This is a genomic window from Klebsiella electrica (assembly GCF_006711645.1).
GTDB lineage: Bacteria > Pseudomonadota > Gammaproteobacteria > Enterobacterales > Enterobacteriaceae > Klebsiella > Klebsiella electrica.
This window is the reverse complement of sequence record NZ_CP041247.1, coordinates 3,972,495-3,992,413: the sequence shown is the minus strand read 5'-3', so window position 1 is coordinate 3,992,413 and position 19,919 is coordinate 3,972,495. Positions and strand designations below refer to the sequence as shown.

Here is a 19,919-nt window from a genome sequence, read left to right as displayed (position 1 = left end):
ATAGTACTATCTTGCGCAATAGTATTGGCAGTGATGGTCGCTTTGAGCGACAATCGAACGAGCCGGAATGTCAATTCCGGGATAATAATAATGATGAAATTCCTCTTTGACGGGCCAATAGAAATATTGGCCATTTTTTTACGTCAGCATATCAGGCAGATTCCCTTCACCGTATAAATGCAGCGCGCCGACGGCGACAACATAGCGCCCCGGCGGCAGCGCCAGCAGCGTCTCGCGCCACGCCTGGTTACGCTGGTGCATGAGCACATCGTACAGCGACTGGCTAAAGGTTGTCGGCAGCGTGGTGACGCCTTTAGCGGGCGGCTGCTCCAGCCACCAGCCGATCATCACCTGCAAAAGTCGGGCATTCGTGCGCCAGTGGGTCAACGTATCCGCCAGCAGCGCCAGTCCGCCATCCGGAAGGTCGCGCAGCAGCGCTATCTGGCTGTCGGTTCCTTCAAGCTCCATGACCCGCACGTGACTCTCACGCGCCGCCATCAGCAGCTGGTAGTCAATACCGTAATCCGCACGCAGCCCCAGCTTCTGCGCCTGGGTTGCCTGCAACACCATGGCGACCTGCCAGAGCGGCTGGCTGTCAAACGGCGCCGTCGACAAGCCAAGTTCCGCAGCCCGGCTTTCCAGTTCGACGAGCTGTTGTGGACTTAAACGTTCAGCCAGCGGCGGGCAGGCGGGGAGGCCAGCAAAGGGCGTTTCGTTTCCGGTAATATCCGCCTCAACGATAAGGGCGTCGGCCTGACGAATTTTTTTCAGCAGCCTGGCGGGGGGAGGGGACATATCGCGGGTGCCCATATGAATACTGCCGACCAGATGCAAATAGCGCTCTCCGGGAAGGGTAATATCCAGTGCGGGCCAGGAATAAGACGCGCCGACGGCGGCACGCCACAGCATTTTTATTCGGTTTAACAGGCCCATACGCGCTCCGTAGTGTGAAGCCTTCATGCTAGCGCGTATGGGTCATAACATCTAGTCCTTCGGCTTAAAGCGCAGCAGCCGGTTTGCGTTGCTGACCACGGTAATGGAAGAGAGCGCCATGGCGGCACCGGCTACCACCGGGTTAAGCAGAGTTCCGGTCAGCGGCCATAAGATCCCGGCGGCGATGGGGATCCCCAGCGAGTTGTACACAAAGGCCCCCAGCAGGTTCTGCTTCATGTTGCGCAGCGTGGCTTTTGAAATCGCCAGCGCATCCGCCACGCCGTTCAGGCTATGGCGCATCAGGGTGATGGCCGCCGTCTCAATCGCCACATCGCTCCCGCCGCCCATCGCAATCCCGACGTCGGCCTGGGCCAGCGCCGGCGCGTCGTTGATGCCGTCACCGACCATCGCCACCTGATGCCCCTGGCTTTGCAGGCGCTTGATAGCGTCAGCTTTGCCGTCCGGCAGCACGCCGGCAATCACGTCGTCGATGCCTGCCTCTTTGGCAATCGCGTTAGCGGTCGTCGGGTTATCTCCGGTCAACATCACCAGACGATAGCCCTGGCGGTGCAGACGAGCCAGCGCAGCGACGCTATCGTCGCGCAGCGGGTCGCGAATAGCGAACAGGGCGGCGACCTGGCCATCGATCGCCAGTAGCACTGGCGTTGTCCCTTGCGATGCCTGGGCGGCTATCTCGCTTTCTACGGCGGCGGTGGCAATCTTTTGCTCGTTGAGCAGCGCCTGGTTGCCGAGCAGCAGGGCATGGCCTTCGGCCTCGCCGCTGACGCCGAGTCCGCGCAGGGTACGGAAGTTATCGACTACCGGCAGCAGGCTATCGGCAGCTTTTTCGAGGATCGCCCGCGCCAGCGGATGGCTGGAGCCTTGCTCCAGCGCCGCCGCGAGACGTAACGCCGTAGGCTCATCAACATCGGCAAAGGTTTTTATCGCCACAACCTGCGGTTTACCTTCGGTCAGGGTACCCGTTTTATCAAAAACAAGGGTATCGAGCTGGCTGGCGCGCTGGAGCGCATCGGCATCGCGAACCAGTACGCCATATTCCGCCGCGCGGCCCACGCCGGAGATAATCGACATTGGCGTCGCCAGACCCAGCGCACAAGGACAGGCGATAATCAGCACCGTGGTGGCGATCACCAGGGTATAGACAATTTGCGGCGCCGGTCCGAAGAAGTACCAGATTGCCGCACTGAACAGGGCGATAGCCACCACGGCCGGCACGAACACGGCGGAGATTTTATCCGCCAGCTGGCCGATTTCCGGTTTGCTGCTTTGTGCCTGACGCACCATGCGAATGATGCGGGCCAATGTCGTCTGGCTGCCGACGGCGCTGGCGGTGAACAGAACGCTGCCGTCCTGGACCACGGTGCCGGCATGCAGCGTGTCGCCATCCGCTTTTTGTTGCGGAATGGGTTCGCCGGTCAGCATCGCCTCATCCAGCCAGGCTTCGCCCTGGCTTATCACGCCGTCCACCGGAACCCGGTCGCCGGTCGTCAGGCGCAGGGTCATCCCCGGCTGAACCTCGGCCAGCGGCACGCTTTTCTCACCCTCTTCGCTGACAACCCGCGCCGACGGCGGCGTCAGGTCGAGCAGTTTTTCCAGCGCTTTTGAGGAGCGCTGACGGGCGCGGGCTTCCAGCATATGACCGAGGTTAATTAAACCGATAATCATCGCGCTGGCTTCATAGTAGAGATGGCGAGCCTCCATCGGGAACCACTGCGGCCACAGGTTGACGCTCATGGAATAGAGCCATGCTACGCCGGTTCCCAGCGCCACCAGCGTATCCATGGTGGCGGTACCGTTTTTCAGGCTTTTCCATGCGCTGCGATAGAAATGGCCGCCGGCGAAGACCATCACCGCGAGGGTAGCAAGCCCGATAGCCAGCCACAGGGAACGGTTATCATCGCTGACCATCATATTGTCACCGATCATGCCCCAGACCATGACCGGCACCCCCACCAGCAGCGCAACGATCGCCTGCCAGCGGAATCGTTTCATGGTGGCGATAGCGGTTTCCTGCTGGCGTTCGCGGCGAAGCTGGTCATCTTCGATCGCTTCCGCGCCGTAGCCTGCCTTCTCCACCGCCTGGACTAATTCTGCGGCGGACGCGCTGCCCATAACCAGCGCAGTGCGTTCCGCGAGGTTTACCCGTGCCTGCGTGACGCCCGGTACGCTTTGCAGCGCATTTTGTACCCGGGAAACACAGCTGGCGCAGCTCATGCCGCTTAACAGCAGCTGTTGGCTTTCATCATCAGCCGTCGCTGCCGGAAGCTCAGAAGAGACCGCTGTCAGTGCTTCCGACGGGATTGATGACTCCGCCAGCGGTTTAGCCTTTGGGTGGCTTAACTCTGCGCCGTAACCGGCCTGTTTGATCGTGTCGATAAGCGCTTCGGCACTGGCGCTACCGGTGACGTGTGCTTCGGTGACGGTGACTTCCGCCAGCTCAACGTCCGGGCGCTGTTCGAGACTTTCTTTCACGCGTTTGACGCAGTGACCGCAGGACAAACCGTCCAGGGCCAGGTCGATAGTTTGAGACATAACACACTCCTTTATGACAGGGATGACTGACTGTGATAAAGGTTAAACCTTCCAGCAAGGGGAAGGTCAAGGTGTTTATTGGCGACGGCGTTTTTCGTGTTCCAGCGCAATCGCGCAGACATGTTCCAGAGAGGGAAGGCTGCGGTACCGTTCGGGTAAAGTCATTTTTTTCTCACCACCATCTTGAGGTTGAGCCCTGTTTTCCTTTTTTAAATCATGAATGGTGATGGTTTCGATAATATTTTTTTGCTGCGTAATACTCGCTATTAACGTTTCTAAGCCGGATGTTTCATCAAGAATAATGCGGATTTTTACTTTACCGGGTGACTGATTTTTAGTTTGTAAAAAAATAACGCAATAGCTGAGCTTGATTGCCAGCAGAAATAATCCGGTGGCGAGAAGAGCATGCAGATAAAAACCGGCGCCGCTGATGATCTGTGCCGCCAGGCGCATTGGATCGCTGCGGATATTGGCGAAGATCTCAGCGTAATACTCCGCTGACTGATCGAGACAATCGTCAGGGCGCAGCTGGCTACGGAAATAATCACGCAGGTTTTAAAACCAACCGGTTTACCTTTTGATTCTATCTCCAGACCGATGATTCCGCCGAGAATAAAAGCCACGCCAATTTTGCATAGCGTAATGAAAACAGATTCTCCCTCGCCAGATAAGATGACCGCCAACGTATTCATTTTTCCTCCGCCAAACCCTGCCCGCGAAGGCATGGTATTTCTCTTGCCAGTGCCGGAATGCTAGGCGCGGTAACGGTGAATATAGTGTTCGAGCAGCGCCAGAAGATGGGTGTTATCGATACTTTCGAGGATGCGTACTCTCGCGCCTTGCGGCTCGGGAATACCCACGTCCAGGCGCAGGCCGTCGCGGCCGTAGCGGCAGGTCATACCGCGAGTGATGCCTTCCAGAGAGACGTCGAGGTAATCTTCTGTCGTCGTCGCCATCGTCGGATCGAGCAACCAGGCAACGGTTACAACATCATGGATCCAGCATCCGGGCAGGTTGCGGGTCTGAATCGAGTAGGCGATCCACGGGCGAACAGTCTGGGCCAGGTAACGGCTAAGCCCGTTTTTTACCGAAGTCAGACGATCCAGATCGCGATGAAGCATTTGCGTTTTCGTGGTGACATCCATCGGCACCAGCGTGACAGGCGCGCCGCTGGTGAGTACGGCGTGTGCCGCTTCAGGATCCAAACCAAAATTGGTGTCTTTGATATAGCCGGCAACGTTGAACACCCCGCCCATGATCACGATGTTTTTAACCGTATGAACGATTTCGGGATAGAGTTGCAGCGCTATCGCCACGTTGGTGAGTGGCCCGGTGGCAATCAGCGTTATCTCGCCGGGATGGTTGCAGATCAGCTCACCGATGGCCTGCGGTGCCAAAGGCTGCGCGGCCTGACACGTTGGCGGCACAGGGACGTCCGACCATAGCTGACGTAAGCCAGCGCGATCGACGCCACGATCGAGTTTTTCGCGCCAGGGCTGCGGGTCTTCTCTTAGGGCGCGGGCAGCGCCGCGGTAGACCGGAACGGGGATATCCAACTGACGGACGAGGGCTTTGGCGACGGCATAGCCGGTTTCTACCGGCGTATTGCCTGCCACGGTGGTGATCATTTCCAGGGTGATTTGCGGGGTGGCAATCGCCAGCGCCAGCGCCAGGCCGTCATCGATATTGGCGCCCGGAACGCCGTTCCCCGGGTCGCAGTCGATAATCACGCGCATGGATTCATTTTCATCTTGTCTCAGGTTGTACTTCATGTCCCTGGCAGCCACACGACTCTCCCACTCGTAAATAAAACTCAAATTCAACGCGGCGAACCTTGCCGTCCCAGTTTTTCAGCATGTCGATCGCCGCCTGGGCCATTTTGTCGACGGGCTGGCGGACGGCCGTTAAGGAAGGGACGTTGTAAGCCGATTCTTGTGTAGCGTTAAAGCAGACCAGCGCCACATCCTGGGGCACACGCAGCCCGTGCTCTGCCAATGCGCGTAAGCAGCCCAGCGCCTGCTGTTCATTGGTGGCAAACAGCGCGCGCGGCGGCTTACCCTGCAGCATACGTTTTGTCGCCTCATAGCCTCCTGCCCGCGTGTAATTGGTCGAAAAAATCCAGCCAGGGGTGACTGCAAGCGACGCTTCTTCCAGCGCTAACTGCCATCCCCGAATACGATCCTGGGTGTTGAGCATTTCACGCGGACCACAGATGATGCCGATATCGCGGTAGCCGTGCTCGATAAGATGTTTCGTCACCTGCCAGGCCGCCAGCTGTTCATCCACCTGAATAACGCTGACGTTTAATCCGGCATCGACGCGATCCAACATCACGCAGGGCGTGCCGCTCTCTGCAATCAACTCAATATACGGGTGCCGGTCAACGCTGGTATAAATCAGGCCGTCGACCTGGCGATTGAGCATGTTGTTGATCAGTTCACGCTCTCGTCCGCTGTTATCTCCCGCATCCCCCAGCAGGAGCACCTTACCGTCAGCAAACGCTTCGCGCTGCAGGGCGTGCGCCATGGAGGCAATAAACGGGTTTGAGATATCCGGGGCCACAAGCCCGTATGTCTGCGTGCTCCCCGAGGCCAGCGCGCGGGCGATACCATTGGGCCGGTAACCGGTTTTCTTAATCGCCTGCAGCACGCGCTGTCGGGTCGTTTCAGCAACGGGGCGTGGACCGTTATTAATAACGTAACTCACGACCGCGACAGATGTTCCCGCCTCCTTTGCGACATCGGAACGTGTTACGCGCTGTGAATGTGATTGGGTCACGGGGCACCTACCTGGTTGAGTTCAGAGCATTCTCTTTTCCGCACAGCATAAGGTGTTGTCAGCCAAAAATCTTTGGTAACGCACGCGCACTCGCCGTTCTCCGTACTCAAATCGCGTCCTCAGGTAAATTGAGATCGCGCCCGCGCGTCTCCGGAGCGAAAAAGGTGGTCACCAGACCGATGGCGGCCATCAGCGAGAAATAGACGGCGATAGGCCACCAGTGCCCGTAGAACGAGAGCAGCGCCGAGGCCACCAACGGCGCGGTACCGCCCGACATAATCGAGCCCAGCTCTTTGGCGAAGGCCATTTTGGTATAGCGGTTAGTCACGCCAAACAGCTCAACGCCCCAGGCCGCCTGGACACCGAAAATACCCAGCGAAGCGAGCCCCATGCCGGTAATAATGGTGGGGATAACAATCCACGGCTCACGGGAGTCGAGCAGCATAAAAGCCGGAAATGCGTACAGGATCAGTAACAGGCAGAACCAACGATAGATGATGCGTCGACCGAAGCGATCGGAAAGCCAGCCCGCCAGCGGAATAATGGCGAATCCCAGAATCGAGGCGATAAACACCGCCACCGTCGGGACCGATTTATCAACCATCAGAACCTTGGCGACATAGCCAATGATAAAGCCCTGGGCGAGGTAGGAAGGGCCATTTTCGCCGATGCGTAAGCCGACCATCGTCCAGAACGCACGGGTGCGTCGCCAGAAGCTACGGGTGTCGTGTTGTTTCATTACCTGGCCGCGGCGCAGCGATTTTTCACGTTCGGCCTTGAGCAGCGCTTTTTGCCGTTCAAAGACCGGCGTTTCACGGATATGGCGGCGAATGAACAGCGCCGTCGCGGCGATGAGAATGCTGCTGAGGAAAGGGATGCGCCATCCCCAACTGAGCAACGCATCTTTGTCCATTTGTAAGACGACGAGCCACACCAGAGAGGCGAGTAAAGTGCCGCTGTTGGAGCCGAGAGCGATAATGGAAGAGACCAGCCCGCGGCGCTTCACGGGGGCGTATTCTCCGAGCATCACGGTGCCGCCTGAGAGTTCTGCTCCGGCCCCCAGCCCTTGAGAGAATCGCAGAATAACCAGGCACACCGGCGCCCATACGCCAATCTGGGCGTAGCTGGGAATTAAGCCGATTAGCATGGTTGAGAATCCCATCAGGCCGATGGTGATCACCATGACAATTTTCCGCCCGTGCCGGTCGCCTATCCAGCCAAACAACAGCGCGCCGATGGGGCGCGCAATAAAACCAACGGAATAGGCGGCAAAGCTGGAGAGAAGCGCCATGACAGGGGTAGCCTGCGGAAAAAAGACATCGCCAAAGATAATGCCGGCGGCAAGCCCGTAGAGGGCAAAATCGGCATATTCCATCGTGGTGCCTAACCAGCAGGAAAACGTCGCTCGCCAGAATTCGCGGCGCCCTTCGGGTGTTTCCATGCGCTCCTGGGCAGCCTGCTGGCCGTCAGTCAGGGGAACAGAGGATGAATGCGTGTTCATAACAACTCCTTGAAGTAAGCTGTCGACAAAAGTCGCAGGTTTTAACGCTTTATGTTCTACCCGCGTAGATATTATATTTTTTCGGTAAATTAATAGATCTACCCGCGTAGAATTGAAAGATGAAAGAGTCAGGATTGCGAAAGCGATCACTTATAACAGGCAATTGTTACAGAAAATGGAGCACCGGAATCGATGCCCCACAAGCTTTACCGATCGAGGACGATCAGCGGTGAGTGGTTCGATGGATCGTTTAACACCGTGATGTCAGCGCCGTAGAGTGCGTTCAGCGCCCGCTGTTTCAATACCGCCTGCGGCTGACCATTATCAACAACCCTGCCTTTTTCCATCAGCACGACACGATCGGCGTAGCGCGCGGCAAGATTGAGATCGTGGAGCACGCAGCAGACGTTGAACCGCCGTTCGCGTACCAGTTGACGCAGCAGGCGAAAAAGGTGCTGCTGGTGGTGAATATCCAGCGCGGAGGTCGGTTCATCGAGAAACAGCCATTTGGGGGAGGGAACGGGCTCCCAGAGCTGTACCAGCAGACGCGCCAGCTGTACCCGCTGCTGTTCGCCGCCGGAGAGCCGCCGGTAGTCGCGGGAGGCCAGCTCGCGGCAGTCGCACAACGCCATGATGTACTCCGTTTCATCAGCGGAATGATGTGTGCCATAGGGATGTCTGCCCATGCGGATCACTTCCTGCACGCGAAAAGGAAACGCCATCTGGCTATTCTGACGCATCACCGCGCGGCGCTTTGCCAGTTCGCTTATCGACCATTCTGCCAACGGTTTACCCAGCAGCGCGCAGCGCCCGCTGTGCGGTTTCAGATAGCCCGTTAACTGGCGCAGCAGCGTGGATTTTCCAGCGCCGTTCGGCCCGAGAATGGCGACGATCTCTCCACCCGTTAAGGTCAGGGAGACATCGTCAGTCAGGCGCCGGCCCCCGGCGATATAAACCAGATTTTGCGTCTCGATCATGACGGCCTCCGGCTGCGTAGTATCAACCACAGAAAATAGGGGCCGCCGATCAGACTGGTCAACAAGCCGACGGGCATTTCCGCAGGCTGTACCAGGGTGCGAGCCAGGGTGTCGGCCAGCAGGAGTAAACAGGCGCCAGCCAGAGTAGCACAGGGGATCAGCCAGCGATGATCTGCCCCTGTGGTCATGCGAATCAGATGCGGGATTACCAGCCCGATAAAGCCGATCGCGCCGCTTACCGATACGGCGGCACCGACCAGCAGCGAGCTGAGCAACAGTAGCTGCTGGCGTTTGCATTTGACGTTGACGCCGAGGTAGTGCGCTTCTTCATCGCCAAGCTGCAGCAGGTTCAGCGTTCCGGCGAGGCAGATCGTTGCGGCAATCGCTGGCAGGACAAATGAACCGGCTACCAGCAGCGTAGGCCATTGGGCATGGCCAAGATTGCCCATCAACCATAAGGTGAGCTGGCGAAGCTGTTGGTCATCGCCGATATAGCTCAGCACGCCGATCGCCGCGCCGCACAGGGCGTTGATGGCGATGCCGGCTAACAATAGCGGCATCATGCCGCCGTGGCTGTGGCGCTGGCCGATCAGGAAGATTACCGTACAGACCACCATGCTGCCCGCCACGGCAAAAATCATCTGCTCATATAGCGCCAGAATCACGGGAAACGAAAACGGCAGTACAATCGCCACCCCGACCATCAGCGCAGAGCCGCTGCTGACGCCAGGCAGGCCGGGATCGGCCATCGGGTTACGAAAGAGGCCTTGCATAATGACTCCCGCCGTGGCTAGCGCGCCGCCGACCAGTACCGCCAGCAGAACCCGCGGCAGGCGAATGTTCAGCCAGATAGCACGATACTCCTCAGTGAGAAGGACGCTGAAACTGATGTGCAGCGCCCCCTGGCTGGCGCCGAGCAGCACTAGCGCGATCAGGAGCAGTGAAAGACCCGCCAGTACGCTGACGGAAGAGAGTGAATCCTTGAGCACGCGAAACTCCATTACGTCTTTACGGCACGGATGTTCCGCGCCGTGAGGGGATTACGCCGGTTTCAGTTCAGGTTCAACCAGGCTGTAGATCTGGTTGTTGAGTGCTGGCGCCGCGGCCAGTTCAGCAATGTGGGTGGCGACATCCGCGCGGCGCACGAAGCCGTGGCACTCCCGATTCTGTATCCTGAGCGCTTTACCGGTCGCTTCACCATTGAGCAGCCCGCCGGGGCGAAGAATGGCGTAATCCAGTGTGCTGGTTTGCAGCCAGTTTTCCGCCAACGTTTTTTCGCGCACGGCCTGGCCAAAAGCGGCCTTCGCACGTGCTGAGAGAAAGGGCCAGCCGTCGCCGCAGCCCAGCGAGGTCACCAGAATCATCCGCCGGATGCCTGCTTTTTCGGCTTCATCGATAACGGTACGGTGCGCCAGGTAATCCTGCGATCCGCCTATTGATGAGATGATGAGGGCATCCGGCCCGGCGGCCCGACAGGCGCTGGCCACGATGCTCGCATCGCAGGCATCGCCGTTGAAAACCTGTACGCCTTGTTGTTGTCGCTCAGTGGCGGCTTGAGGGTTGCGTATCACGGCAATGACCGGGCGGCGTTCGGCCAGCGCGCGCTCTAGCGTGTGGGCCCCGACGCCGCTGCCGCCGGGACCGAAGAGCAACCATGGCGTCATCAGGCATGCTCCTTTAGAGCGGCGGCCAGGGTATGGAAAGCGTTGACCTGTTCGCTCAGTAGCTGGCGGTGCTCATCGCGACCAAGGAAGATTTTGAGCATGGCGCTGCCTGCCTTGTTAAAGAAAAGGATGGAGGCGGTATCCATTGCCATAAATTGACGTTCGATCAAGGCGATATGCGTGCAGTTTTCTGCCTTGATGTGCCCCGTCATGCCCTTTTTACCGCGCAGATTGAAGTAGCCGTGGCGGTGGAAGCCGGAAGGTAGCTCGCCGGTAAACTCAAGGATGACATCCGCAGTATGGACCAGGGTGGTGACTTTGCCCCATTCGCAGACGGTTTCCCAGACGGTGTCAAACCGGTCGCCGGAGACCAGCGTCGGAGAAGGCAGGTTTCGCACCACCTCCAGAAGGGGGATATTGTACCGCTCGGCGATCGCTTCCAGCGTGCCGTCCGGCTCGGTCTTTAAAAAATCCTGCAAAGAAACATGGCTCATAAATTACTCCTGTTAGGGTTTCCCGACCGCAATACGCGGCGCATTAAGTTCCTGAATCAGTTCATCAAGAGACTGCAAAATATTGCTTGCCCAGAAACGACCCTCGTTGGTCAGACGTAGGCAGGTAGAGGCGTCGCGGGTGAGTCCCGCTCGGTGCCATTGGCTCAGTAAAGGGGCTAACTTTTCGGCATGGGGCGTCAGTTCAGCCAATGGGATGCGCGCCGTTTCAATGCCCGCCTGTAGGGTGTGACGCCACGGGTAACTGCGCTCGGCGGTCCGCATCATCATCAGCGGTTTTTTCCCGGCGGCGATGGATTCATGCCAGGCCGCGAGATTACGTTCGACCATCCACGAGTAGCCGTTGGCCGAACCGCCCGCGCCGGAGCCAAATGCCAGACAGTCGGCACCCTGTTTAATCAACAGGTTGTAAAGGTTGCGTTCGCGCGTGGTGCGCGCCCAGTGGCTATTGCTGATGCAGCGCCAGCCTGCATCGTCCATGAAATCACAGCCCTGAAGATAAAGGTCGCGCCGCTCGGTCGGAGAAGGGACCACGGTTCGGCCGTTTTCCACGGCTTTTCCCAGCGGCGTATGAGGGATCACATTGAGGGCATAGAGATCGACGCCGTCGAGACCAATATCGCTGGCGATCGCCAGATCTTCTCCCCACAGTGCCGCATTCTGGCCGGGCAGGCCGAATAGCAGATCGCACACCACGGCGGCGCGATCGCGTTTCAGCAGTCTCTGCATAAAGTCTACCGCCGTAGGGCCGTCGGAGGTGCGGGCCATCTTCTTACGGATCTTGCTGTTGAAGGACTGAATGCCGATGGAAAAACGATTGGCGCCGGCATCCAGACAGGCGTCAATCCGGTTCGCGTCAAAGTTAAGCACCCGGCCTTCAATCGTGATTTCACAATCCGGTGCCAGCGGCAGCTGTTCACGTAGCGCGGTGACGATTCTCGCCAGATCCCGCGCCGACAGCGCAGACGGCGTACCGCCGCCGAAGTAAACCGCATGGATGGGGGCCGACTGATGCAGCGCGCTGTCGGCTTCCATGGCGATTTCCCGCAGCAGAGCATCGGTATAGCGGGCGCAATGATCCTCCGCAAAACGGTTTTGATAAAAACCGCAGAACGTACAGTGGGTGGCGCAAAAGGGAATGTGTAAGTACACCAGTCTTTTACGATGGGGCACGCTCTGGCTGATGACCTCTTGCCAGGTTTGCGACAGCAGCTCTTTTGCTATGGGGATCACGCCACGCCACGGCATGGTGGCGCGACGATCTTTAAATGGCTGGTTGCCCTCCAGCGCAAAATGCGGGGTGAGATCCAGCGCGTTGTGAGTATTCATACGTCTATATTAAATCCATCTATTGAGGCCAAAATTGCTGGTGCAGGGACTCAACCGCGTCAGCGACGCGAGGGCCCATGCCGAGGATCAGCGCTTGATCGACGATGACAATGCGCTGATTTTTCCAGGCGGCGGTGTGGGTTAGACCAACTATCGTGCGCAGACGATTAAGATCGCCATCGACCATTTGCGAAGTCACGACAATCACCTGTGGATTGGCCGCAATCAGCGATTCCGCGCTATAGCTTTTGTACTGCCTGTGCGTCGCCACATTCCGGGCACCTGCCAGGGCCAGAATGGCGTCTGCGACGCTGCCTTTGCCGGCGACCTGCGGCGCGCTGCTGCCAGCGGAGAGAATAAACAGCGCTTTGACCGGCGCGCTTCTCGCCGCCACGCTGCGCTGGACGCGTTCCAGGCGCTGCTGGATACGGTTCACCAGCGCTTCGCCTTGTTCCTGTGCCTGTAGCGTTTTTGCCAGCTCGCGAATATTGGCGTACATCTGTTCCACCGTAGCCGGTACGCGCGGCAGAGTGACGACGTTGACCTGTTGCGCGCGTAGCTGGTCGAGAACGATTTGCGGCCCGGCATCCTGCCAGGTGATAAAGCGCTCCGGGCGCAGGGACAAAATGCCTTCACTACTGAGCTGCTTCCAGTAGCCGATATGCGCCAGCGCGGCGGTTTCCGGCGGATAAGAGGTGGTTTCATCTACTCCGACCACGCGGTTGCCAGCTCCCATCGCGAAGATAATTTCGGTCAGCGAACCTCCCGCGACGACCAGCCGTTCGGCCTGTGCACTACAGACGCAGGCGAGAGCCAGTAAGGCTGCGATAAGTCCCTTCATCGTCAGAAATTCCATGCGAAGCCCACCGCGGCGTTAAAACCTGCGGCAGGAATCGTTTCATGGGCGGTCTGGTAGCGCTTGTCGGTCAGGTTATTGAGCGCCAGGTTGACCTGATACTGATCCTGCGGGCCAAACTCGGTCGTGAGGGCGAGGTTAAGGGTGGCCCAGCCCGGATAGTTAATCTCCTTACTGCCGGTGTTATCTTTGGCACTGGAGGCGGCGCGAACGAAGAGATCGGAAGAAACGTTGACTGCATTCAGCAGCAGCGTATGTTTCAGGCCTGCTCGTCCCGTCAGCGTCGGTTCACCGGTATCCCAGGTTTTAAGGGCCTCGCCCTGGTACTGACGACGAATAATATTGCCGCTCAGATAGGGGGATACGGCCCACCCGTTGTATTCCGCTGTCAGCTCCATGCCCCAGGTTTTGGCGCGGTCAATATTGTCGTAGTAGTAATATTCACCGCGTGAGGAGCTACTGTTGCCGTTACAGATCGCGTTTCCTGAGCAGGCCAGACTGGCGATATAGTCTTTGGCTTCGGAGTAGTAAATCGCCCCGTCTATCAGCCACATATTCCCTTTATACCGGGCGCCCAGCTCATAGTTACTGGAGTGTTCCGCTTGCAGATTCGGGTTGCCGTAGGTCACGCCGCCGCCAGCAGACGTCTGCATAAACAGCTGGGTCAGCGTCGGGAAGACATACCCCTGCGCATAGGCGGCGCGCAGTTCAATATCTTTAAAACCGGAATAGCGCAGGCTGGTGGAGGTGACGAACTCATCGTCATATGCTGATTTTCCAGCGGAGGACTGTCTGATCCTGTCGCTACGATCGAGTCGCGAGGAGAGCCAGTACTGACGCGCGCCGACGGTCCATGTCCAGTCGTCGGCGAAATGCCAGTCGTTTTGCGCAAATAATGAGGTGTTACTCTGCTGGGCTTCAATATGCGACAAGGTATGGGTCTGGGTATCGAAGAAGCCAGTGGCAGCAGTCTGGCGCGTGCTGCTGCTGGAGTCCTGCTTCACCTTGTCATGCTGATACTGGGTGCCGAGAACCAGCTCGTTGTTCGCCGGCAGCGAGAAGTTGCTCTGTAACGTGACACCCTGAGTGTACTGCTTATCCTGGGTATGGGTCTGATTACTGACCGTCAGGGCCTGGATTAGCGGGCTGGGAATCGGCTGGGTGGTCTTGACCCGGTTTTCAAATTTACGCTCGATGGTCTGGGTATAAGCGTCGAAATGAATTTTTTTCAGGTAATCGCCGTCGGCAGCATAGTCATAGAATACCCCGACCTTTTCGCGCTCCAGTTTCGGGATGCGGACGCTGAATTCGTCATACTGGTTATCGGCGTCGCTAAGCCAGGTTTGCGTCGCGGTTTTGTAGCGATCGAGCGACAGGCCGAACTGATGGCGATCGAGATGGTAGCCCAGCCAGACGCCCTGAGCGTTATTGTGAAAGTGGGTATCGGGCAACCTGCCGTCAGGGGTGTCGCGATCGCCCTGATCGGAGTAGCTGCCGTTGATACGATAGTCAAAGCTGTCGATGCTGCCCCAGGTGGCGGCAGACTCTTCCCAGCCAGCGGTGGCCGAGTTATAGACGGCTTTGATACTGCCTGCGAGCGGCTTATCTCCGCCTTTTTTGGTGATGAAGTTGACGACGCCGCCAATGGCCTGTGAGCCGTAAAGAACCGAGTATGGGCCTTTTACCACCTCGATACGCTCGAGAGCCGATTCGTCAATCAGCAGCCCGGCGCCGTAGTTCTGCCCGGCGCGCTGGTAGCTGACAACCTGACCGTCGATCAAAATCAACACCCGGGAAGAGGCTTCGCCGCGAATACGAATTTGCTTGCGACCGGCCAGCGCGTTGTCGGTCACCTCAACCCCGGGAATATCCTGCAGATCGTCGGCGATTGAAACGCTGGTTGATTTATCCAGCGTGGCCCGGTCAATCACCTGGATCGTCGCCGGGCTTTCCCAGAGGCTGGATTCTGCACGATTAGCGGTAATGACCAGCGTCTCTTCGCCGGTATTTTGCACTGAGGAGGTCGGGCTTGCCCCCGCAACGGTAGCGGCAACAAATAACGAGAGAGGGGAGAGCCACAGGCTTCCCAGGTGTGTCCTTGGCATCATCAAAGTAACCTTTAATTGTAATGATAATTAATCGCATTCGCGTTTATAGGGTTTTATCAACTGTGCGTCCAGTCATTAAGGGGTAAACAGAATGCACCTTTGATGTGGGTCAATTTCTCACGCGAGGTAAGTTATTTTTTGTGATGAATATCGCGTCAGGGTGGAGCGGAGGAAACATTAACATGATGAAATATATGACTTATATTCATTCATCAAGGAAATAGTGGGGGTTGGCGAGATTAGTCCTACAATAGAGATCAGAGGATGCAGCAGGGTGGAGGAAAAATGAATATCAGCGATGTGGCAAAAAAAACCGGCTTAACCAGTAAAGCGATTCGCTTTTATGAGGAGAAGGGACTGGTCACGCCGCCGCTGCGTAGCGAAAACGGTTATCGCAGCTACAGTCAACGGCACCTCGATGAACTGACCTTACTGCGCCAGGCGCGGCAGGTCGGCTTTAATCTGGAGGAGTGCCGCGAACTGATTTTTCTGTTTAACGACCCGTCGCGGCACAGTGCGGACGTTAAGCGCAGAACGCTGGATAAAGTGGCGGATATTGAGCGCCATATCAGCGAGTTGCAAAATATGCGCAGGCATCTGTTGGCGCTGGCGGAATCCTGTCCCGGCGATGACGGCGCCGATTGTCCAATTATCGACAACCTTTCCGGCTGCTGTCACCGCAAGACGCGGGCTTAGCGGCGCAGCGCGGAGGCCCGCACGCGTAGCGTAATACCTTCGACGGCCAGTACCTCAACGTGGCTGCCTGCGCCGAGGTCCTCATCGGCGACCACCGGCCACCAGCTGTCGCCGACGCGCACGTGACCATGGCCGTTGATCAGCGGGCTTTCCAGCATAAAGACGCGACCGACCAACTGCTTGCCGCGCTGGTTGAGCTGCGCGTCGGCCGGTTTCTGGCGCGCGACCTGCCTGCGCAGCCAGTGTGACCACAGCCAGGCGGCCAGCAAGGTCAGCGCGGCGAACAGCGTGCCTTGCCACTCCCAGCCGAAGGGCAGTCCCCAGGCGAGAAGCCCGGTGACCACGCCGGCGATGCCGCTCCACAGCAGATAGCCGTTGCCGCCCAGCATTTCAGCGGCCAGCAGCAGCCCGCCGAGGCTCAGCCAGAAAATATGCGGATGGGCGAGAATGAGCGCGATCATGATTTTTTCCGTTCGCCTGAGCCTTCTTTAATAAGTTCGCTGATACCGGCGATGGAGCCCATCAGGCTGCTGGCATCGAGCGGCATCATCACCACTTTGCTGTTATTGGCGGAACCAATTTTCTGCAGCGCATCGGTGTATTTCTGGGCCACAAAGTAGTTAATCGCCTGAATATCGCCGGAGGCGATCGCGGACGAGACCATCTGCGTCGCGCGGGCTTCCGCTTCCGCCGAACGTTCGCGGGCCTCGGCCTGCAAGAATGCCGACTGGCGTTCCCCTTCCGCTTTCAGGATCTGCGACTGCTTTTCGCCTTCGGCTTTGAGGATTTCGGCCTGGCGTATCCCTTCGGCTTCAAGAATATAGGCGCGTTTGGTTCGTTCGGCTTTCATCTGAGCGTTCATCGAGGCAATCAGTTCAGCCGGCGGACGCACGTCGCGAATTTCAACGCGGGTAATTTTGACGCCCCACGGGTTCGTTGCTTCGTCGACAATATGCAGCAGGCGGGTATTAATGCTGTCGCGCTGAGAGAGCATTTCGTCAAGTTCCATCGAGCCAAGAACGGTACGAATGTTGGTCATCGTCAGGTTAACAATCGCCTGCTGTAAATTGCTGACCTCATAAGCCGCTTTTGGCGCATCAATGACCTGAATAAAGCACACCGCATCAATGGTGACGTTGGCGTTATCGCGTGAAATAACCTCCTGGGAGGGAATATCAAGCACCTGCTCCATCATATTAATCTTACGGCCAATGCGATCCATAAAGGGCACCACCAGGCTTAAACCCGGCTGTAGCGTCATGGTGTAGCGGCCGAAACGCTCAACGGTCCACTGGAAGCCCTGGGGGACGATTTTGACGCCGGCCATGACCACAACCAGCGCGACGAAAATGAGTACGGGGATAAAGATCAGCATCAAAAAACCTCCTGTTTTATTGCCTGATGAGGCGCCAGAAAAAATGACGCAAGTTTAAATTAAGTATATCTTTCTCCTCATCCAGGCGAAAGGAAACTAGAGTAAACTAGCAGGGTTGTAGGAAAAAAGTGGAACAATAATGAAGGAAAATAACGCTATTTTGCGTCTTGAGAATGTTGGCTTTCAGGTCGACGAGACGGTCATTCTTAATAATATAAACCTCCAGCTGCGCGCCGGGGAATTTAAGCTGATTACCGGACCTTCCGGCTGCGGGAAAAGCACCTTGTTGAAAATTATCGCCTCGCTGTTGAGCCCCACCTCCGGGCAGATTTTTTTTGCCGATCGTGATATTACGACGCTGTCGCCGGAAACCTATCGCCAGCAGGTCTCCTACTGCGCGCAGACCCCGGCGCTGTTTGGCGACTCGGTCTATGACAATCTGATTTTTCCCTGGCAGATTCGCCGTCAGCAGCCGGATCCTAAGGCGCTGGTCGCTGATTTACAGCGCTTTGGCCTTGCGGAAAATACGCTGGAAAAATCAATCAATGAGCTTTCCGGTGGCGAAAAACAGCGGGTTTCGCTGATCCGTAATTTGCAATTTTTGCCCCAGGTCTTGTTGCTCGATGAAATTACCAGCGCGCTGGACGAAAGTAATAAACACAACGTCAACGATATTATTCATCGTTATGTGACGGAAAAAAATATTGCGGTGCTGTGGGTCACCCACGATCGTAATGAAATTGCCCATGCTGATGAGGTGATTACGTTGCAGCCCGCTGGCGGCAGCGCTCAGGAGGTGTCTCATGAACGGGCATAATATTACCAACGAATCGCTGGCGCTTTCGATGGTGCTGGTGCTGGTGGCAATTATTGTGAGCTACCGGGAAAAACTGGCGCTGGAAAAAGATATCGTCTGGAGTATCTGTCGGGCGGTGGTGCAGCTGATTATTGTCGGCTACGTCCTGAAATATATCTTCAACGTCAATCACGCGCTGCTGACGCTGCTCATGGTGCTGTTTATTTGCTTTAACGCGGCATGGAATGCGCAAAAGCGCAGCAAATATATTGATAAGGCCTTCCTGTCGTCATTTATTGCTATTACCACCGGCGCCGGGCTGACGCTGGCGGTGCTGGTCTTCTCCGGCTCCATTGCTTTTGTGCCGATGCAGGTGATCCCGATAGCCGGGATGGTGGCCGGGAACGCAATGGTGGCGGTTGGGCTGTGCTACAACAATATGGGACAGCGCTTCAACAGCGAGCAGCAGCAAATTCAGGAGAAGCTCAGCCTGGGCGCCACGCCGAAAATGGCGGTCGCCGGGTTAATTCGCGACAGTATTCGCGCATCGCTGATCCCGACCATTGATTCGGCCAAAACGGTGGGGCTGGTGAGTTTGCCCGGCATGATGTCAGGGCTGATTTTCGCCGGGATTGATCCGGTGAAGGCCATTAAGTATCAGATTATGGTGACGTTTATGCTGCTGTCCACCGCCAGCCTGTCGACGATCATCGCCGGCTATCTGACCTACCGGAAGTTCTTTAACACCCGCCATCAACTGGTGGTGACATCGTTGAAAAAGCGTGCGTAAGCTGCCCCCGGATTGCGGCTGACGCCTTATCCGGGCTACAGGGCTACCGGCCCGCAGACGATGGTGAGTCCGTAGCCCGGCTAAGCGCAGCGCGAGCCATCGGCCCGTAGCCCCGGTAAGCGTCGCGCGACCGGGGGGATTGACGCGGATAAGAGGATTAGTACAGCAGTGAATAGAGCTGGCGGCGATACTTCGCCGCTAAGGCATCGCCGGTACCGAGTGCGGCAAGGATCTCCTGCAACATCTTGCGTACCTGGCCGTCGCCGGCGGCTAAATCTTTCTGCAGGTGGCTGAACAGCAGCGCCAGCGCTTCTTCATTGCGGCCAACCTGATGCAACTGTAGCGCGAGCTGAGCGGCCAGCGCGGCGTCTTCCGGATGCTGCTCAACCTGCTGCTGCAGCTGTTGAATTTCCGGCGTATCCGCCGCCTGTTTCAGCAGCTCAATCTGCGCGACCAGGCCCTGATAGCGGGTATCCTGATCCTGCAACGGAACGGTTTTCAGCACCGCTTCGGCTTCGTCGGAACGCTGTAGCGCGATCAGCGTTTCCGCCAGCAGCAGGCCAATCTGGCTCTCCTGGTTCGACAATTGCCACGCCTCTTTCAGCAGCGGCAGCGCCTCAAGATAGTTTTCTTCTTGCATCAGCACCAGCGCCTGCTGAGCTTTCAGCTCTTCTTCGCGGGGCAGGACTTTATCCAGCAGCGCACGGATGGCTGATTCCGGCTGCGGGCCTTCAAAGCCGTCTACCGGCTGGCCGTTCTGGAACAGATAAACCGTCGGGATAGAGCGCAGGCCAAACTGTGAGGCAAGCATCTGCTCAGCGTCGCAGTCCACTTTCGCCAGCGTAAACTGTCCGTTGTATTGCGCAGCCAGCCCTTCCAGAACCGGCGTCAGCTGCTCGCAGTGCTGGCTGCGCGCTGACCAGAAATAAAACAGCACCGGCGCGGTAACGGATTGCTCCAGCGTCTGGTGCAGGTTAGCTTCGGTAATATTGATAACATTCTGTACTGACATGAGCGCATCTCTTTAGTCGATTTTGGGTATACATGGGGG

General features: G+C 57.4%; 18 protein-coding genes and 1 pseudogene. 3 read left to right on the top strand and 16 right to left on the bottom strand.

Annotation, left to right across the window (positions count from 1 at the left end):
* Positions 1–138 precede the first annotated feature (138 nt).
* From Electrica_RS19110 to Electrica_RS19050, 13 genes and pseudogenes are all read right to left on the bottom strand, one after another.
* Positions 139–933, bottom strand: coding sequence for a TraB/GumN family protein (locus Electrica_RS19110; RefSeq protein ID WP_141965195.1), 795 nt, complete (start codon positions 931–933; stop codon positions 139–141).
* A 51-nt stretch (positions 934–984) separates the two neighbouring features.
* Entirely contained in the window at positions 985–3,486 is a 2,502-nt protein-coding gene (copA, locus tag Electrica_RS19105; protein ID WP_131047531.1) for a copper-exporting P-type ATPase CopA, read from the bottom strand.
* A gap of 75 nt (positions 3,487–3,561) precedes the next feature.
* A pseudogene (locus tag Electrica_RS19100) lies at positions 3,562–4,178 on the bottom strand (MgtC/SapB family protein).
* A 60-nt stretch (positions 4,179–4,238) separates the two neighbouring features.
* Positions 4,239–5,222: a nucleoside hydrolase gene (locus tag Electrica_RS19095; RefSeq protein WP_142255924.1), complete on the bottom strand. Its 984-nt coding sequence runs from the start codon at positions 5,220–5,222 to the stop codon at positions 4,239–4,241.
* Between the two features lie 10 nt (positions 5,223–5,232).
* Positions 5,233–6,264 carry a LacI family DNA-binding transcriptional regulator gene (locus tag Electrica_RS19090; protein WP_141965194.1) on the bottom strand — a complete coding sequence of 344 codons (1,032 nt, stop codon included), beginning with the start codon at positions 6,262–6,264 and terminating at the stop codon, positions 5,233–5,235.
* Positions 6,265–6,370: 106 nt separating this feature from the next.
* The gene (locus Electrica_RS19085) at positions 6,371–7,765 is read right to left on the bottom strand and encodes an MFS transporter (protein ID WP_004858838.1); all 1,395 of its coding nucleotides are present in this window, start codon (positions 7,763–7,765) and stop codon (positions 6,371–6,373) included.
* Positions 7,766–7,971: 206 nt separating this feature from the next.
* Complete coding sequence (locus tag Electrica_RS19080; protein WP_141965193.1) at positions 7,972–8,742, bottom strand: heme ABC transporter ATP-binding protein; 771 nt, start codon at positions 8,740–8,742, stop codon at positions 7,972–7,974.
* On the bottom strand, positions 8,739–9,731 hold the full coding sequence (locus Electrica_RS19075) for a FecCD family ABC transporter permease (RefSeq protein ID WP_208764233.1): 993 nt from the start codon (positions 9,729–9,731) through the stop codon (positions 8,739–8,741). The genes Electrica_RS19080 and Electrica_RS19075 overlap by 4 nt, the downstream gene beginning before the upstream one ends.
* A 51-nt stretch (positions 9,732–9,782) precedes the next feature.
* Positions 9,783–10,406, bottom strand: coding sequence for an anaerobilin reductase (chuY, locus tag Electrica_RS19070; RefSeq protein WP_141965191.1), 624 nt, complete (start codon positions 10,404–10,406; stop codon positions 9,783–9,785).
* Positions 10,406–10,900, bottom strand: coding sequence for a heme utilization cystosolic carrier protein HutX (hutX, locus tag Electrica_RS19065; protein ID WP_141965190.1), 495 nt, complete (start codon positions 10,898–10,900; stop codon positions 10,406–10,408). The genes chuY and hutX overlap by 1 nt, the downstream gene beginning before the upstream one ends.
* 12 nt (positions 10,901–10,912) lie before the next feature.
* Positions 10,913–12,247 carry a heme anaerobic degradation radical SAM methyltransferase ChuW/HutW gene (gene hutW, locus Electrica_RS19060; protein ID WP_141965189.1) on the bottom strand — a complete coding sequence of 445 codons (1,335 nt, stop codon included), beginning with the start codon at positions 12,245–12,247 and terminating at the stop codon, positions 10,913–10,915.
* 19 nt (positions 12,248–12,266) lie between these two features.
* Entirely contained in the window at positions 12,267–13,088 is an 822-nt protein-coding gene (locus tag Electrica_RS19055) for a heme/hemin ABC transporter substrate-binding protein (protein WP_141965188.1), read from the bottom strand.
* 2 nt (positions 13,089–13,090) lie between these two features.
* Positions 13,091–15,211, bottom strand: a complete 2,121-nt coding sequence (locus tag Electrica_RS19050; protein WP_141965187.1) for a TonB-dependent receptor plug domain-containing protein — start codon at positions 15,209–15,211, stop codon at positions 13,091–13,093.
* Between the two features lie 285 nt (positions 15,212–15,496).
* Between Electrica_RS19050 and cueR the strand changes: the two genes are divergently transcribed.
* On the top strand, positions 15,497–15,907 hold the full coding sequence (cueR, locus tag Electrica_RS19045; RefSeq protein ID WP_131047532.1) for a Cu(I)-responsive transcriptional regulator: 411 nt from the start codon (positions 15,497–15,499) through the stop codon (positions 15,905–15,907).
* On the opposite strand, the gene Electrica_RS19040 is transcribed toward cueR, so the two are convergent.
* Positions 15,904–16,368 carry an NfeD family protein gene (locus tag Electrica_RS19040; protein WP_131047533.1) on the bottom strand — a complete coding sequence of 155 codons (465 nt, stop codon included), beginning with the start codon at positions 16,366–16,368 and terminating at the stop codon, positions 15,904–15,906. The genes cueR and Electrica_RS19040 overlap by 4 nt on opposite strands.
* Complete coding sequence (locus Electrica_RS19035) at positions 16,365–17,282, bottom strand: SPFH domain-containing protein (RefSeq protein WP_004858844.1); 918 nt, start codon at positions 17,280–17,282, stop codon at positions 16,365–16,367. Before Electrica_RS19035 ends, Electrica_RS19040 begins: the two co-directional genes overlap by 4 nt.
* Before the next feature lie 139 nt (positions 17,283–17,421).
* Between Electrica_RS19035 and fetA the strand changes: the two genes are divergently transcribed.
* Both fetA and fetB read left to right on the top strand, forming a co-directional pair.
* Positions 17,422–18,099: an iron efflux ABC transporter ATP-binding subunit FetA gene (gene fetA / locus Electrica_RS19030; RefSeq protein ID WP_131047534.1), complete on the top strand. Its 678-nt coding sequence runs from the start codon at positions 17,422–17,424 to the stop codon at positions 18,097–18,099.
* Positions 18,086–18,868 (top strand): iron efflux ABC transporter permease subunit FetB, encoded by a 783-nt coding sequence (gene fetB, locus Electrica_RS19025; RefSeq protein ID WP_131047535.1) that lies wholly within the window; start codon positions 18,086–18,088, stop codon positions 18,866–18,868. Before fetA ends, fetB begins: the two co-directional genes overlap by 14 nt.
* A 157-nt stretch (positions 18,869–19,025) precedes the next feature.
* Here the strand turns inward: fetB and Electrica_RS19015 are convergent, their stop codons facing one another.
* Complete coding sequence (locus tag Electrica_RS19015; protein WP_141965186.1) at positions 19,026–19,880, bottom strand: thioredoxin family protein; 855 nt, start codon at positions 19,878–19,880, stop codon at positions 19,026–19,028.
* Between the last annotated feature and the right edge of the window lie 39 nt (positions 19,881–19,919).